The sequence below is a fragment of the Paenibacillus sp. FSL H8-0537 genome (assembly GCF_038051995.1).
Lineage (GTDB): Bacteria > Bacillota > Bacilli > Paenibacillales > Paenibacillaceae > Pristimantibacillus.
In genome coordinates this window covers 3,018,812-3,034,100 of sequence record NZ_CP150290.1, presented here as the reverse complement: position 1 = coordinate 3,034,100, position 15,289 = coordinate 3,018,812, and the positions used below count along the sequence as shown (strand labels likewise).

18 protein-coding genes are annotated in these 15,289 nt (G+C 47.0%); all 18 read right to left on the bottom strand.

Annotated features, from left to right (window positions below; all coding sequences use genetic code 11):
• Window positions 1-67: 67 nt before the first annotated feature.
• Complete coding sequence (locus MHB80_RS12910) at window positions 68-1,207, bottom strand: 1-deoxy-D-xylulose-5-phosphate reductoisomerase (protein WP_341282505.1); 1,140 nt, start codon at window positions 1,205-1,207, stop codon at window positions 68-70.
• A gap of 54 nt (window positions 1,208-1,261) precedes the next feature.
• Window positions 1,262-2,056 carry a phosphatidate cytidylyltransferase gene (locus MHB80_RS12905; RefSeq protein ID WP_341282504.1) on the bottom strand — a complete coding sequence of 265 codons (795 nt, stop codon included), beginning with the start codon at window positions 2,054-2,056 and terminating at the stop codon, window positions 1,262-1,264.
• Between the two features lie 28 nt (window positions 2,057-2,084).
• Window positions 2,085-2,849 (bottom strand): isoprenyl transferase, encoded by a 765-nt coding sequence (locus tag MHB80_RS12900; RefSeq protein WP_341282503.1) that lies wholly within the window; start codon window positions 2,847-2,849, stop codon window positions 2,085-2,087.
• Window positions 2,850-3,002: 153 nt separating this feature from the next.
• Complete coding sequence (gene frr, locus MHB80_RS12895; protein WP_046230745.1) at window positions 3,003-3,557, bottom strand: ribosome recycling factor; 555 nt, start codon at window positions 3,555-3,557, stop codon at window positions 3,003-3,005.
• Window positions 3,557-4,285 carry a UMP kinase gene (gene pyrH / locus MHB80_RS12890; RefSeq protein ID WP_341282502.1) on the bottom strand — a complete coding sequence of 243 codons (729 nt, stop codon included), beginning with the start codon at window positions 4,283-4,285 and terminating at the stop codon, window positions 3,557-3,559. Before pyrH ends, frr begins: the two co-directional genes overlap by 1 nt.
• Window positions 4,286-4,406: 121 nt before the next feature.
• Window positions 4,407-5,057 (bottom strand): translation elongation factor Ts, encoded by a 651-nt coding sequence (tsf, locus tag MHB80_RS12885; RefSeq protein ID WP_056038172.1) that lies wholly within the window; start codon window positions 5,055-5,057, stop codon window positions 4,407-4,409.
• Window positions 5,058-5,169: 112 nt separating this feature from the next.
• Window positions 5,170-5,868: a 30S ribosomal protein S2 gene (rpsB, locus tag MHB80_RS12880; RefSeq protein ID WP_046230742.1), complete on the bottom strand. Its 699-nt coding sequence runs from the start codon at window positions 5,866-5,868 to the stop codon at window positions 5,170-5,172.
• A 194-nt stretch (window positions 5,869-6,062) separates the two neighbouring features.
• Window positions 6,063-6,668: a hypothetical protein gene (locus MHB80_RS12875; RefSeq protein ID WP_341282501.1), complete on the bottom strand. Its 606-nt coding sequence runs from the start codon at window positions 6,666-6,668 to the stop codon at window positions 6,063-6,065.
• Window positions 6,661-7,218: a hypothetical protein gene (locus tag MHB80_RS12870; RefSeq protein WP_341282500.1), complete on the bottom strand. Its 558-nt coding sequence runs from the start codon at window positions 7,216-7,218 to the stop codon at window positions 6,661-6,663. The genes MHB80_RS12875 and MHB80_RS12870 overlap by 8 nt, the downstream gene beginning before the upstream one ends.
• An 18-nt stretch (window positions 7,219-7,236) precedes the next feature.
• A complete protein-coding gene (locus tag MHB80_RS12865; RefSeq protein WP_341282499.1) occupies window positions 7,237-7,560 on the bottom strand; it encodes a hypothetical protein in 324 nt (107 codons plus the stop codon).
• Window positions 7,561-7,598: 38 nt separating this feature from the next.
• Entirely contained in the window at window positions 7,599-9,005 is a 1,407-nt protein-coding gene (locus MHB80_RS12860) for a FapA family protein (RefSeq protein ID WP_341282498.1), read from the bottom strand.
• A gap of 14 nt (window positions 9,006-9,019) precedes the next feature.
• A complete protein-coding gene (locus tag MHB80_RS12855) occupies window positions 9,020-9,790 on the bottom strand; it encodes a FliA/WhiG family RNA polymerase sigma factor (protein ID WP_341282497.1) in 771 nt (256 codons plus the stop codon).
• A 5-nt stretch (window positions 9,791-9,795) separates the two neighbouring features.
• Window positions 9,796-10,248, bottom strand: a complete 453-nt coding sequence (locus MHB80_RS12850; RefSeq protein WP_341282496.1) for a hypothetical protein — start codon at window positions 10,246-10,248, stop codon at window positions 9,796-9,798.
• A gap of 6 nt (window positions 10,249-10,254) precedes the next feature.
• On the bottom strand, window positions 10,255-10,749 hold the full coding sequence (locus MHB80_RS12845) for a chemotaxis protein CheD (RefSeq protein WP_341282495.1): 495 nt from the start codon (window positions 10,747-10,749) through the stop codon (window positions 10,255-10,257).
• Complete coding sequence (locus MHB80_RS12840) at window positions 10,746-11,366, bottom strand: chemotaxis protein CheC (protein WP_046230734.1); 621 nt, start codon at window positions 11,364-11,366, stop codon at window positions 10,746-10,748. The genes MHB80_RS12845 and MHB80_RS12840 overlap by 4 nt, the downstream gene beginning before the upstream one ends.
• Window positions 11,367-11,368: 2 nt before the next feature.
• A complete protein-coding gene (locus MHB80_RS12835) occupies window positions 11,369-11,830 on the bottom strand; it encodes a chemotaxis protein CheW (RefSeq protein WP_338555967.1) in 462 nt (153 codons plus the stop codon).
• A 12-nt stretch (window positions 11,831-11,842) separates the two neighbouring features.
• Window positions 11,843-13,933, bottom strand: coding sequence for a chemotaxis protein CheA (locus MHB80_RS12830; RefSeq protein ID WP_341282494.1), 2,091 nt, complete (start codon window positions 13,931-13,933; stop codon window positions 11,843-11,845).
• Window positions 13,934-13,973: 40 nt separating this feature from the next.
• Complete coding sequence (locus MHB80_RS12825) at window positions 13,974-15,263, bottom strand: chemotaxis response regulator protein-glutamate methylesterase (protein WP_341282493.1); 1,290 nt, start codon at window positions 15,261-15,263, stop codon at window positions 13,974-13,976.
• Window positions 15,264-15,289 lie beyond the last annotated feature (26 nt).

Genomic DNA, 15,289 nt, shown 5'->3' with positions numbered 1-15,289 from the left:
ACGGCCTGTACATAGATTATCATTATTCTCCTACCCGTTACAAGAGAACCGCGAGGCGAAGCGCAAGTTACACAGTAGCAGCCATTTGACGCGCCCAGCTGTCGACTTCAGCGATAGCTTCGAGCGTATCGACCACCGTTACAGGATGGCGAGAAAGCACTTCCTCAATCGTGCGCTCAATATCCAAAAATTCGATTTCGCCAGCAAGAAACCGCGCCACCGCTACTTCATTTGCCGCATTATATACCGTTGGCGCTGATTGTCCCGCTTTGCCGCATTCGAAGGCAAGACGCAGGCACGGATAACGTTCAAAGTCCATCTCTCGAAAATGAAGCTTGCCAATCGCCGCCAAATCAAGCCGGCCTGTAGGCGTTGGATGGCGATGCGGATATGTCAGCGCATATTGAATCGGCACACGCATATCGGGAAGCCCCAGCTGCGCAATTACGCTATGGTCAGTAAACTCCACATAAGAGTGAATAATACTCTCTGGATGAACAAGAACATGAATTTGATCATATGTAACATCAAACAGCCAGTGGGCTTCAATGACTTCCAGCCCTTTATTGGCCATTGTGGCAGAATCGATTGTGATTTTGGCCCCCATGGACCAGTTAGGATGATTCAGCGCTTCCGCCACAGTAACGCCTTTCAATTGCTCGCGCGTGCGATCGCGGAATGAGCCGCCTGAGGCCGTCAGTGTAAGCTGGTTTAGCGATCTGCGATCTTCTCCATTCAAGCATTGAAAAATAGCCGAATGCTCGCTGTCGATCGGTATGATCGGCACACCCTTTTTCCTAGCTCTCTCCATCACGATATGACCCGCTGTTACGAGCGTTTCCTTGTTCGCAAGGCCAATCGTTTTGCCAGCTTCAATTGCTGCAAGCGTCGCAGGGAGTCCTCTGCTGCCCACAAGCGCCGTAACGACGATATCAGCCTCTGTTGCTCCAGCAAGCTCAATCAAGCCCTGCTCGCCATAAATGACCCGAGTTCCCGCAGGCAGCGAAGAGGCTACCGCTTCAGCCGCTTCCTTCGTTGACAAGCAAACGATGGATGGCTTGAAGCGGATTGCCTGCGAAATAAGCAGGTCCGTATTGCTGCCCGCCGATAAGCCGACAACCTGAAAACGCTCCGGGTCGTTTGCAATAACATCCAGCGTTTGCGTGCCAATGGAGCCTGTTGATCCAAGAATCGTTATTTTTTTCATCTCAATCTCCTCTGACACTCGGATTATACATGTGCTTTTTGCCTGTTTTACAAATTATAAAGGAAGCAGTCCGGAGAGCACGATCAATGGAAAAACGATAATCCAGCTGTCGCAACGATCCAAAACGCCGCCATGACCAGGCAGTACATTTCCTGTATCTTTTATATCACGTACTCGTTTGTAAGCCGACTGAATCAAATCACCAAACTGACCAGCTACAGCGGCAAGCAGCCCAATAAGAAGCGCCTTGCCAAATACGATGAAGTCGGGGAATAAAAATGCGCCGATAGCCGCCACAACAAGCGACAGCACAACGCCTCCGAGCGCCCCCTCAATCGTTTTATTTGGACTAATGGACGGCCAGAGCTTGTTTTTGCCAAAAGCCTTCCCCGCAAAATAGGCGCCAATGTCTGAGGACCATATGCAGCCAAGAAGCAAAAATGTCCAAAACAAGCCATGATCGTCCATCTGTCTTACCGTATTCATCGCTCCAAAACCCAGGCCAACGTACAGTGCACCAAGCAGCATAAGTGCCGCATGGTCTATCGTTGTTTTGTTTTTGGTCAAAACCGTTAAAGCAAGCAGCAGGAATGCCAGCACCCATGTTACAAACATGAAGGATGGCGTTTCTACCCCAATCAGGTTCCATGGTAGCACAAAAAACAGCACACCCGCGTATCCGAGCAATGAAGCCGGATGAGCCCAAGCTTGGCCGTTCATCTTGACATATTCAGTAAAGCCTACCATCGCGAGCAATACGAGCAAAGCGGCATATAGCCAGCTTCCCGCTACTGCAAGCGCAATAAAAAATGCGCCTGCTACTACTCCCGTCACTATTCGCTGTTTCAATGTATAGGTCACACTCCGTTATCGAAGCTTATAGTCCGCCATATCGCCGTGCGCGCCGCCCATACTCCTCAATCGCTTCTTCCAAATGGGTCTCCGAAAATTCAGGCCAATAGACGTCTGTAAACCACATTTCGCTGTAGGCAAGCTGCCAGAGCATAAAATTGCTCAAACGCAATTCTCCGCTTGTGCGAATCAGCAGATCAGGATCTGGAAGGTCGCGGGTCAGTAAATGGGAACTCATCACATGATCATCTATTTGGTCACAGGTGAGCCGTCCTTCTTGCACATCCGCTGCGATCTCCTTGATCGCTTCAAGCATTTCCTTGCGGCTGCCATAGTTTAGCGCAAAAGTAAGTACGAGTCCCGTATTATTTGCGGTCTTGCTCATTGCTTCGTCCAACGCTTTAATGGTAAAGGAAGGTAGGTCCTCCCTGTGCCCCATGACGCGAACCTGAACATTTTTCTCCATTAAATCATCTATTTCAATTTCCAAAAATTGCTGAGGGAGCTTCATTAAAAAATCAACTTCATCTTTAGGCCTTTTCCAGTTTTCCGTCGAAAAAGCATAAAGCGTTAAATATTTAACGCCGAGCCTGTCTGCTGCCATCGTAATGCGTCTGACCGCTTTCATCCCGGAATGATGACCCGCTATTCGCGGTAATCCACGGTCTTTGGCCCAACGCCCGTTTCCATCCATAATAACGGCAACATGTTTAGGCACATTGTCTAATTGTGGCGGTGCTGCCGGACGTGGGGACGATTTGCTAAATTTAGCCCAAAGTCGACTGATCATCTTCGTTCCTCCAACCCGGATTTAACAAGCGTAAACGACTGCCGCCTGCCAAATAGAAGGCAGCTTGCGTTTCGCGTTGATATATAAGGCATTATACAAAATAAAGCCTTATATTTAAACCAAACCCCACCTAACGGAGGGGCTTTAGCGAAATTATACTTCCATAATTTCTTTTTCTTTAGCTACCAATACTTTATCTACTTCAACTATAAAACGATCTGTCAGCTTTTGAATGTCATCTTGATGACGACGGGACTCATCTTCTGAAATATCCGTTTTCTCCAGCTTTTTCACATCATCATTCGCATCGCGACGGATGTTGCGGACAGCGACCTTCGCTTCTTCACCGAATCTTTTCGTCATTTTGACAAGATCGGTGCGACGCTCTTCGGTAAGCGGCGGAATCGAAATGCGAATCATTGAGCCGTCATTAGCTGGCGTTAAACCCAGATCCGATTTCATAATCGCTTTTTCAATAGCTGCAAGAGATGTTTTATCCCACGGCTGAATCATCAGCGTACGGGAGTCCGGCGTATTTACGTTAGCCAGTTGTGCCACTGGTGTCATTGCACCGTAATATTCAACTTGCACACGATCAAGCAAAGACGCTGATGCGCGGCCTGCACGCAGACTGGCCAAATCGCGGCGCAGCGCACCGATTGCTTTCTCCATACGCTCTTCGGCATTTTTCTTAATAGCTTGAGGCATTATTTCGCACTTCCTCTCACAATGGTGCCAATTTTCTCGCCCAGCACGACTCTCTTAATGTTATCCTGCTCGGTAATTGCAAATACAACGAGCGGAATATTGTTGTCCATGCATAGCGAAGATGCTGTCGCATCCATAACACCCAGATTTTTATTTAAAACTTCCATGTAAGTAAGCTCTTCGAACTTAACTGCAGTTGGATCTTTGAATGGGTCAGCAGAGTATACGCCATCCACTTTATTTTTAGCCATCAAAATGACTTCAGCTTCAATCTCAGCAGCACGCAAAGCAGCTGTCGTGTCTGTTGAGAAAAACGGATTGCCTGTGCCAGCAGCAAAAATAACGACGCGTCCCTTTTCCAAGTGGCGAATAGCACGACGTCTAATGTACGGCTCAGCGATTTGCTGCATAGCAATCGAGGATTGTACGCGGGTTGGCACTTCAATTTGTTCCAATGCATCCTGTAGAGCAAGAGAATTCATAACTGTAGCCAGCATCCCCATGTAATCCGCCGTTGCGCGATCAATCCCTTTAGCAGTTCCTGCAATTCCGCGCCAAATATTACCGCCGCCTACAACAATGGCAACTTCAACACCGAATGCTACAACTTCCTTTACTTGCTCTGCAATAGAAGCAATTATCGAAGCCTCAATACCGTAGCCGTTATTTCCTGCCAACGATTCGCCGCTAACTTTTAATACTATACGTTTAAACACGGGTTTTTCCAACGTTGCTTACCTCCATGAATGAATCTAAAGCTCTTAGATTGCATCCGGTTATCAAAATATAAAGTTTCTCCGCTTACGAAAGCAGGCGAGGCGGACGCCCCGCCCCGCCTTTGCGATCGGTTTACAGTTTAGCTTGCGACATAACTTCTTCTACGAAGTTATCAACTTTTTTCTCAAGACCTTCGCCCAGCTCATAACGAACGAAACGACGGATTGAAATGTTTTCACCAATTTTGTTGATTTTATCGTTAAGAAGCTCGGAAATCGTTTGGTCTGGGTTTTTGATGAACGTTTGCTCAAGCAAGCAATATTCTTCATAGTATTTGGAAATACGGCCTTCAACCATTTTATCAACGATTTTCTCAGGCTTGCCTTCGTTAAGGGCTTGTGCACGCAAAATTTCGCGTTCTTTTTCAAGCTCATCGCCAGGAACTTCTTCGCGACGAACGAATTTAGGGTTTGCTGCAGCGATTTGCATCGCGATATCTCTTGCAAACTCGCGGAATTGGTCTGTTTTAGCAACGAAGTCTGTTTCACAGTTAACTTCAACTAGAACGCCAATACGACCGCCAGCGTGGATGTAGGATTCAACAACGCCTTCTGTTGCGATACGGCCAGCTTTGTTAGCTGCTGCTGCAAGGCCTTTTTCACGAAGGAATTCAATCGCTTTCGTGATATCATTGTCTGTATGATCCAAAGCTTTTTTACAATCGAGCATTCCTGCTCCTGTTCTTTCGCGAAGTTCTTTTACTGCGCTCGCACTAACTGCCATTTTGAGCCCTCCTGAAGGTTTCGATTTATTTATTTGGGTATTCGTGAGAAAAGGGCGGTGAGAGGCTTTCACCTTCTGACCGCCCTTCGCCTAATAGCTTACGTTTATTGAATTAAGCAGTTGTTTGCTCACCTTGGTTAGCTTCAACAATTGCATCAGCCATCTTAGAAGTAAGCAATTTAACTGCACGAATTGCATCATCATTACCAGGAATGACATAGTCAATTTCGTCTGGATCGCAGTTTGTATCAACGATACCTACGATAGGAATTCCAAGTTTGCGTGCTTCAGCAACAGCGATACGCTCTTTACGAGGATCGATGATGAACAAAGCGCTAGGCAACGATTTCATGCCTTTGATGCCGCCGAGGAATTTTTCCAAACGGTCTTTTTCTTTGCGAAGAATAATAACTTCTTTCTTAGGAAGAACTTCGAAAGTGCCGTCCTCTTCCCATTTCTCCAAAGTTTTCAAACGGTCGATACGTTTTTGAATCGTTTGGAAGTTAGTCAGCGTACCGCCGAGCCAACGTTGGTTGATGTAGAAGTTGCCGCAACGCTCAGCTTCTTCCTTAACGGAATCTTGAGCTTGCTTCTTCGTGCCGACGAACAGCATAGTGCCGCCCTCTGCAGCGATCGAGCGAACGAAGTTATAAGCCTCGTCAACTTTTTTAACTGTTTTTTGCAAATCGATAATGTAAATTCCGTTTCTTTCAGTGAAGATATAACGATCCATCTTCGGGTTCCAACGACGAGTCTGATGACCGAAGTGTACCCCAGCTTCAAGTAGCTGTTTCATGGAAATAACCGCCATTTCTTCAACACCTCCTGATAATGGTTTTTTTGTAGTGCCCTCCGCCGACGTCATCTTTCGCTAAAACTTCCACCTAAGCAGAAGCACCGTTAACGAAATTAATCAGCGTGTGTTTTTAACACCGTCAATTAATATACCATAATTGCATGCCATACGCAACAATCTCTAGCCGAAATTTACCGCATTGCGCCATTTTATTGTGGTTTAAACGCTTTTACTTCCTCTGGCGTCATTGGCTGCGTCGTAATGGTTGTAATAACTTCCGCAAGCGAAGGGGTTCCTGTAAATAAAAAATAACCGGCGCGAACCAGTTTCTTTTCTTGCTTCATTTTGCGGATAAATGCCGTTTTATCGGTAATAAGCTGTTCCTTGGCCAGCAGCTCAGACGCCGCGGTCAAATTCGTTCCTGCCTGAATACGAACCATTTTGCGAATGGTATGCTCCCCCGTGTCCGCAGCAGTTGAAGAATGCTCCGCTGGCGGTGCCGCCTGTTTTGGAGAAGCTGTGGCGGTGGCTAGCGGAGCAGCGCTTTCAACTGGCGTTGGTTTAGGTGATGCAGCTGGCGAAGGCGCAGCTGTTGCTTCGCTTTCTTCTTGTAGGCTGCTCGTTGCCCGCTGCGCTTCAAGAATGGCGTCGACTTCACTTTGCGAATATATCTTTTCCCCTTGCTCTGTACCTGCGTTGTCGCGGTTACTGAGCTTTTGCTGGCTGGATTCGCCAATTATCATCATTTGGAGCAATAATGCGCCGATAATAATGCCAATGCCAAGCCCGGTTAAAAACAAGCGATTTTTAAACACGGGCCCCCTCCTCCTGCTTCGCAAGCTGAAGGATAAGCTGAACCTCGCCCTTGTTCATGTTCAATTTTTTAGCAATAGCCTCAATAGACTTGCCTTGCTGATGAAACTCAAACAAATCTGGATAGCGCTGCTGGATCGTTTGCTTCGCTGGCGGTGCTGGCTCTTCTAGCTCCTCAGGCTCGTCGATCAATACCGCAGGAACATGGGGAACGGCGGCAGCAGCCTTAACAGGCTGTACCCAAGCAGTTGGCATTGACACTGCTGAATTCTTCTGCTGCTCCAGAAGCTGCTCCAAAGCGCTGTATTTACGCTCCAGGTCCGCTAAACGCGCCTCGCTGCGCTGCGCCTTAGTACGTGCTTCCTCTTGCGATTGCACGATAAGTGCAGTAAGCTCCCGATTGTCCTGCTCCATGTTCTCCATAAACTGTTCCAGCGAAACTTCCATATTATTGACGACTTGAGCAGCTGCAGGTTGTTTCCTTCTAGGTAAAAGCAACCCAAAAACAACGACTACTGCGCCAAGCAAAACTATGTATTGCCAGTTAGACATGATTGCTCCCACCTGCCTTTAAAGCGAAATATCTACATGATGTCCCTTATAGGGATGCACAGGGGGATGGCTTTCTTCATGCTTATCCTGCCCATCCTGTTTTTTGTGTTTGCCCTTGCGTTCATCTGATTGCTTGCTTGATTCTTGATCCTGACGAACGTTCAGGCCTACGGAATGCTCTACTTCCGTATTCTTGTGGCGAACTAGCTCGGTCTGGGCAGCTTGCTGCTCGGCAAGCTTCGTCTGATCCGACAACGGCTTATGATTCATCTGCCCTTGAAGTCCGCTGGATTCCGGTGTGCGAGGAACCGATATTTGCAAATCAATAGGTTTGAAAGCCATCTTGATTACCTCCCTCTTGGGTCAGCTTGCTCAAGTTTTTACGAACGGTAACTAACCTGCGAGATGTCTCCATCTAAATATTGAAAGGAAACACGCTGCAGCGGGTCTTTAATATATTTCGTATATCGGCCAATTACAATTTTGATTCCGCCATAAATCGTGTTATTGACGTCAACTCCAGCTTGGTCGCTATCTTCCAGCGTACGCTCAATATCCAAAATTCGCTCGCGGAACTGCTCGACTTCGGTCATCGACTGCCTTTTAGTCGCGCTCAGCTTGATGCGCATGGCCATTTTGTCATCGGTCAGTTGCCCAATCGCAGCCAATTGATCCAAAATCACAAGCGCTTTATCCGCCTTATCCATGCTCTCATTGTGTTGTTTGAGCTTTGTGCGCAATTCCAGCAGCTCCGAGCGATGCTCCGGCTTTACACCTACTTCAACTACTGTAGCGGTAGACATTGTATTCCCGATTGTGCGAGCCTTAACCCGTTCGCCTGCTTGAATGGTCCCGCCAACCATTAGTCCCTTAGCCCCTGAGCAAACGACGTTTTTACCAGCGCGAACATTCGAATGCATAATACTTTGCGACACGAGCACATCATCGCCAGCAATAACATTGCCGTCCTGAATAAAGGAACATTTCACATTTTTACCGGCTTTGACAAAACCTTTGTTTCCCGCCATAATGCCGCCTGATATTTCAATTGAGCCTTCAGCGTCCAAATCGGCGCCCTCAACACCGCCTATAATGCGAATATCCCCCGCAGATTTGATGCGGAAGCCGCTAAGCACATTCCCGCGGATGACTACGGTACCGACAAAATCAATATTTCCTATTTTATAATCTACGTCGCCATTTACCTCGTAAATAGGAAATACATTGATTTTATCCTTATCCGTCATCGTAATGAGTCCGTCCAGCGCCGCATACATGGCAGTTTGCTCATTGTTCAGCACAACATTTTTTCCTATTTTAAAACGCGCTGCCTTGCCTTCTTTAGAAGCTACCTCAACTCCGGTTACCGTTATACCCGGCTCTCCAGCAGCAGGGGCTACCAGTTCAGCAATCAGCTGACCACGCGTCACATTTTTCAACTGCGTCATTTCCTTAAAATCTACGGTGCCATCCTCATTTTCGGCAGGGCGTCGTTCCTTGTTTTTCATATCGTAAATAAACTGAACAAAACCGTCCTTGCCAACTTCAGCAGGCTTTCCTTCAGCAATTAAAGTTTGCTCTTTATAAAAAGCGAGCGGATTGTAACAAATGTTTTGAAGGACGCCGGGTATAATCCCTTCGTTCACTCCACTACTTTGCACAAACTGCTCTAATTGTTCAAGCGAGCATTCGAAATCATCCGTCAAACGTTTAAATGTCAAAAATGCTGACATTTTATCGGCTGATATTTGAACGCTCATAATGGTATCCAATAATTGACCTTCCATTTCATGCCTCCACTCTAGTACTGCATTAGTTGATCTTTATGCTTGGATAAAGCTCCTCTAAGACGTAAAATAGCTTTGGAATGGAGCTGGGAAATCCGTGACGGCGAGAGCGACATCACTTCTGCAATCTCACTTAAAGACAGCTCTTCATAATAAAAAAGGGAAACGACGATACGTTCCTTCTCCGTCAGCTTCTCTATTCCATTAACTAGTGAATCTTTCAAATATACTTCATGGACTTTATGGTCAGGATTTTTTGCCCGTTCATCCACGAGCAGAGAAAGTCTTGTTTCCGATTCTTCCTCTCGAAGAGGATCCTCAAGCGAACATACAGTCGTTACTGCAATCTCTTGAAGCATCGTTGTAAACTCCTTTTCCGTTATGTTCAGATAATTGCTAATTTCAGCATCGGAAACTGAGCGTAAATACTGTTGTTCCAGCTTTTGATAAGCCTCTTCCACTTTTTTCGCTTTCTCTCTCACGGACCGCGGTACCCAGTCGCCTTGACGGAGACCGTCAATAATTGCGCCGCGAATGCGCCAGGAAGCATAGGTCTCGAATTGCAGCCCCCGACAATAGTCAAACTTCTCTATCGCATCAATTAATCCCATAACGCCATTGCTGGCCAGGTCATCCTTCGATACGTTTTTAGGCAGGCCAATAGCCATACGATTGGTCACATAATCAACAAGCGGCAAATATTGCTCAATAAGCCGCTTCTTCGCTTCAATATCCCCTTCTTCTTTCCAAGCTTGCCACATCGGAATGTTTAAAGAAGCAATCATATTTTTCACCCTCCTGTCAGGTGACGTACTACTTTAGCCAGTTCTTCCGGTTCTTTGTTTTGTGCAGACACGAGCTGCGGCGGCGCTAATGGCCGAAACGGCTCTTGCTCTTGCTCTTGCTGCATTTGCTGCTTGCCATCTGCCTCACCTTGTGCAGGGCGAGTATCCAGTCCGTCTTTCAACAGCTGATTTAAATCTTCGCTTTCGTCCGGCGTAGTCAAATCAAACTGTGATCCTATTCCATCTTCTTCTATAGCGCCGTTATCCAGTAGTGCCGGAGGCTTCAAAATAAACGTAAGCACCGCACGCAGTATAAACGCAATGACAACAAAGGCGATGAATGCATATACACTGCGCAGCAGTATGACTGTGACCGCATTTTTACCGAGTGAGAAAAGAATCGTTAATATAACACCCGTTAGTCCTAATCCGACATTCCATCGCCAATTTCCGATCATATTAATTCAAATCTCCTTTATTCCAAGCTGTACGCTGCGAATGAGTAGCAAGCCGCTTCCGCTGTCGAACTCAATGGTGCGACCATAATTGCCGCCTGTATCCTGTGCAAAAACGGGAATCTTGAATTTGTTGACGATCTCAAGACAAGATTCGACATTTCTTGGACCAATACGCATAGAATCCGACTGACCCGAAAAAGCGAACATTTGTGCGCCGCCAGCCATTTTCGCAACTATGCGATTTTGCTGTGCACCCACATGCTTCATCCGTTCTAGAAGCTCAGGAATGGCTGTATCCGCGTATTTCGCCAAGTTAATCGTCGACTCTCTTGCAATTTCAGAGGAAGGCAGCATAACATGCGCCATTCCGGCTACTTTATTATACGGATCATAAAGCGTAAGCCCTACACAAGAGCCAAGCCCTGTTGTTTTGAGGACGGAACCCTCAGTTGCGATATTTAAATCAGCCATTCCTACCTTAATCAAATTTTGCTGTATCATTCGACGTTTACTCCCAAAGCGCGGAAAATTTTTGTGAATGATTCAGGATCGGGTATGAGGAAAAAATGGCCCTCCAGGTCTTGGCAGTCTTCTAGAAATGTCGTTTCAATCAACAGCGCGGAATCGCCCATCTCGCCATATTGCAGCAAGCCATAGCTTAAAATAGCACCAGCCATGTCCAGTGCAACGGATGGTACCGATGGAGCCATCGCCAAGTGAGTAAAATCAGCTAACGAAGACAGATAAGAGCCTGTCAAAATATTTCCGATTTCACATAAAGCCGACAGCTCCATTTCGGAATAGCCGTTCTCATCATCGTGAGGCAATGACAGCAGTTGAGTTAGCAACCGCTTTGCTGCATCCTCCTGAATAATGAAAAACATATTGCCTGGCGCTTCGCCTTCCACTCTTAAAAACACTGCAATGACAACCTGCTCCATACCGCCAACGCGATCGGCAATTTCTTCGAAGGGCAGCAGGCTGACCTTCGGGACGCCCATATCGACTGGCTTGTTAAGGAGACGAGACAATGCAGTAGCTGCATTGCCTGCGCCAATATTGCCGACTTCCTTTAGTACGTCAAGCTCAAAAGCTTCAAACTTGCTGAATTGTGCCACTTTTATCCCTCCAGTTGCATGAGCTGTTCGATCTCGTTTTTATTCAGCACCTCAACTAGATTTAGCATAATAAGCAGTCTGCTGTCCCCGAGCTTGGCAATGCCATGCAAGTATTTCGCTTTAACGCCGCCTACGATTTCTGGTGGAGAATCGATGTTGTCCGTATCGATATCTATGACATCATTCGCGGAATCGACAATAAATCCTACTTCAAGATCATCTACCGCTACTACTATAATTCGCGAATTATCTGTCGGTTCCTGCTCAGGTAGGCCAAAACGCCCACGAAGATCGACAACCGGCACAACCACACCGCGCAAATTCATAACGCCTTTAATAAAAGCAGCTGTTTTAGGCACGCGAGTAATCGGCGACATCCGCTCGATCGTTCTGACTTTATCTACTTCAATTCCGTATTCCTCTTCAGCTAGCGCGAAAACAATGACCTTCAATTCTTCTCCCATTGTGAAAACCTCCTATTTGATTAATGCGTTAGGATCAATAATTAATGCCACCTGGCCGTCACCTAAAATCGTCGCTCCAGAAATCGCCTCGATATTGGTCAAATATTTGCCAAGCGTTTTGAGCACAATCTCGTTTTGGCCGATAAACTCATCAACGGTGACTGCCGCCCATTTTTCTCCCTTGCGCACCACTACAATTTCGGTTTCTTCCTCGGCGCTATCATTAAAGTCAGGTGTCTCAAGCACACGGCTCAGCGATACAAGAGGAATAACAGTATTGCGGAATTCGATCATTAAATTGCCATGAACGTTCAAAATTTGCGATCTGCGGATAATGCTGGTCTCCACAATAGAGGATAGCGGAATCGCATATTTTTCCGAGCCCAGCTTGATCAGCATGGCCGAAATAATCGACAAAGTCAGCGGAAGCTGTACTGAGAATTTCGTTCCTCTGCCAAACGCCGAGTCAATGGTAACATTTCCGCCGAGCGACGTAATTTTAGAACGTACAACGTCCAGTCCTACACCGCGTCCAGAAATATCCGAGATTTTCTCAGCTGTACTAAAGCCTGCTGCAAAAATCAGCATATTGATTTCGTCGCTGGACAGCTTTTTCGCCTCATCTTCGGTAACGACGCCGTTTTTGATTGCCGTCTTCAGCACGCGCTCTTGGTTAATGCCGCGTCCATCCTCTTCCACTTCAATGAACACATGGTTGCCGCTGTGGTAAGCGCGCAGGAAAATGGTTCCCACCTCCGACTTGCCAGCAGCAATGCGTTCTTCCACCGTCTCGATGCCATGATCGACTGAGTTGCGGAGCAAGTGAACGAGCGGGTCGCCAATTTCATCAATAACAGTACGGTCAAGCTCTGTATCCGCGCCTGTAATGACCAATTCGATTTTTTTATCAAGCGACTTCGCCAAATCGCGAATCATGCGAGGGAAACGGTTGAATACCGAATCGACGGGAACCATGCGCAGCTTGAGTACGATATTTTGCAAATCCGTACTTACACGCGTCATATGCTCAACCGTCTCGGTCAAGTCATTGCGCTTAATTTCGCTTGAAAGCTGTTCTAGTCGTACGCGATCAATTAGCAGCTCGCTAAACAAATTCATCAGCGTATCCAGACGGTCGATATCAACGCGAATCGTCCGATTAACCGCGGCTGGCGCAGCTTGGGCAGGCGCTTCCTTGCGAGGCGCAACCACAGCAGGAGCCTTGGCTTCTTCTTTTTTCTCGACGACAGCGATTGCCGCTGCAACCTCTTCCTTCGCTTTCTTAACCTCAGCCTCAGCTTGCTGGTTCGCTGTTGGCGTGCTGAGCAGATGAAGTGATTCCTCATCAAGCAGAGTCACAACTGCCGACTCTACTTCGGATACATTCATAATTTGCGTTTGCAGGTCTTCCAGCTTCGTCTGTGTAATTGTAAACACAGTGAAGGAACGATCGAATTTTTCCTGCTCCAAATCCTGTACAGAAGGTTCCGATTTCACAATCTCTCCGTGTGCTTCCAGCAGGTTGAACACCATATAGGCACGAACCGCCTTCAGCAAACAGTCCTCGCGAATCGTTACATGAATATGATAGGCCTGATGTCCGCTATCAATGGATTGCTTAAGGACCGAAGTCTGATACTCATCCAGCAGCAAAATAGGCTTGTCCGCATTGGTAGAATTGCCTGCAGCTGCGGCCTTTTGATCCGACTCCGCTTGTTTATGCTCTCCGCTAAAAATCGACTGCAACGCAGACACAATTGATGTCACATCCGCTTTACCAGTACCACCGTTAACGACATCCTGCACCATCGCCTCCAGCGCATCAAGACCCTTGAAAAGCGTATCAAATATAAAGCTGTCCATCTTGAGCTTGCTATTGCGAACAAGATCAAGCACATTTTCCATTTCATGTGTCAAGGCAGCCAGATCCTCATATCCCATCGTAGCCGACATACCTTTCAAAGTATGAGCCGAACGGAATATATTTTGAACAATTGATAGATCTTCCGGCTCGCCTTCCAGTCGCAATAAGTTTTCATTCAAGCTTTGAAGATGGTCGTTAGATTCGTCGATGAACATCGACAGATAGGCATTCATATCCATTGTATCGCACCTCCTGCTAGACTTGTGTTTGCTTCAATCGTTATTTAAGTACACAGCTTTCTATACGTGCAGCGATTTGCTGCAGCGGGAGCACGGTCTTGACTGCTCCGCTTTCGTAGGCACTGCGCGGCATGCCGTAAACGATACAAGTTTCCTCCGCCTCGCCTATAGAGGTTACTGCACCGCTCTCAACAAGCTGTTTAAGACCTTTCGTACCATCGCTGCCCATTCCGGTCAGGATGACCGCGTGACGCTTAAGCTCCTTGAAAGGAACCAATGATTCATACATCACATCTACCGATGGACGATGCCCATTGCGCTGCGGCTGCTCTGTTAAATGAATATAATAACCGGAACTATCTTTGCCAAGCTCTAAATGATAGCCTCCGGGAGCAACATAGACAACGCCGGGATGAACCCGATCGCCTTGCGCCGCTTCAACGACATGCAGCGCACTGAAGCTGTCGAGACGCTGAGCCAGCGATTTTGTAAATTTTGGAGGCATATGCTGGACAACTAGGACAGGTGCACCTAAATCGCCCGGCAAAGCGCTAATGACCGTATGCAAGGCACGCGGTCCACCCGTTGAAGCGCCGATTGCGACAATATGCTGAAACGATGTAGACCTCGGCAGCTCTTTTTTCGGTGGGGCGGGCTCTTCCGTTTTTTTGCTCGCTATAATCGGCGGAGCAGCTGGCTTATATGTAGAGGAAGGCGCAACCGCTTTGGCTGCCGCTGGCTGTTCCGGCTTTTTGCTAATGCTAGGCGGCTTTATTGGCGGCGTAATTTCCGGTCTCTTCTTCGCCGTAGAAGGTGCAGCAAGCCGTGATGCTGCTTTTGTTGGTGTTTCGGTTTTTAGGGGCTTTTTCGTTTCTAGCTCCTTTGCCTTAACTGGCAGCTCCATCTTCTCTTCAATGTAAGAAGGCTTCCTCGCCTGTACCGCTGTTTTTAGCTTCTCAATCAATTGCTCACCAACTTGGATAATGTCATTCGTTGCAATGCCTGACGGCTTGCGTATAAAGTCAAACGCTCCAAATTGCAAGGCTTTGATCGTATCCCGCGTGTTGTCCTCACTAATACCAGACAGCATTATGACCGGTGTCGGGTTTTGTTTCATAATCTTTTGCAAAGCCTCAAGTCCATTCATTTCAGGCATTTCTAGATCAAGCGTCACAACATCGGGCTTCCATTTTTCCACTGCTTTAACAGCTTCGGCCCCATTGGTTGCAGTCGCTATTATCGAAAACATTGAATCCTTTAAAATTAAGTCACTAAATATTTTTCTCATAAATGCAGAATCATCTACAATGAGTACACGATAAGGAGCCATCTTTTCCCCTCCCCTGATTAAAAGGA

Bases quoted from the DNA above. Each gene is read 5' to 3' on its own strand.
- MHB80_RS12855 (WP_341282497.1), bottom strand. From the start codon at position 9,790: ATGATTGCTTCTTTAAACATTCCGATGTGGCAAGCTTGGAAAGAAGAA.
- MHB80_RS12860 (WP_341282498.1), bottom strand. From the start codon at position 9,005: ATGGAAGGTCAATTATTGGATACCATTATGAGCGTTCAAATATCAGCC.
- MHB80_RS12910 (WP_341282505.1), bottom strand. From the start codon at position 1,207: ATGAAAAAAATAACGATTCTTGGATCAACAGGCTCCATTGGCACGCAA.
- MHB80_RS12900 (WP_341282503.1), bottom strand. From the start codon at position 2,849: ATGATCAGTCGACTTTGGGCTAAATTTAGCAAATCGTCCCCACGTCCG.
- MHB80_RS12830 (WP_341282494.1), bottom strand. From the start codon at position 13,933: ATGGATATGAATGCCTATCTGTCGATGTTCATCGACGAATCTAACGAC.
- MHB80_RS12870 (WP_341282500.1), bottom strand. From the start codon at position 7,218: ATGTCTAACTGGCAATACATAGTTTTGCTTGGCGCAGTAGTCGTTGTT.
- frr (WP_046230745.1), bottom strand. From the start codon at position 3,557: ATGCCTCAAGCTATTAAGAAAAATGCCGAAGAGCGTATGGAGAAAGCA.
- MHB80_RS12825 (WP_341282493.1), bottom strand. From the start codon at position 15,263: ATGGCTCCTTATCGTGTACTCATTGTAGATGATTCTGCATTTATGAGA.
- rpsB (WP_046230742.1), bottom strand. From the start codon at position 5,868: ATGGCGGTTATTTCCATGAAACAGCTACTTGAAGCTGGGGTACACTTC.
- tsf (WP_056038172.1), bottom strand. From the start codon at position 5,057: ATGGCAGTTAGTGCGAGCGCAGTAAAAGAACTTCGCGAAAGAACAGGA.
- MHB80_RS12835 (WP_338555967.1), bottom strand. From the start codon at position 11,830: ATGGGAGAAGAATTGAAGGTCATTGTTTTCGCGCTAGCTGAAGAGGAA.
- MHB80_RS12865 (WP_341282499.1), bottom strand. From the start codon at position 7,560: ATGGCTTTCAAACCTATTGATTTGCAAATATCGGTTCCTCGCACACCG.
- MHB80_RS12845 (WP_341282495.1), bottom strand. From the start codon at position 10,749: ATGATACAGCAAAATTTGATTAAGGTAGGAATGGCTGATTTAAATATC.
- MHB80_RS12850 (WP_341282496.1), bottom strand. From the start codon at position 10,248: ATGATCGGAAATTGGCGATGGAATGTCGGATTAGGACTAACGGGTGTT.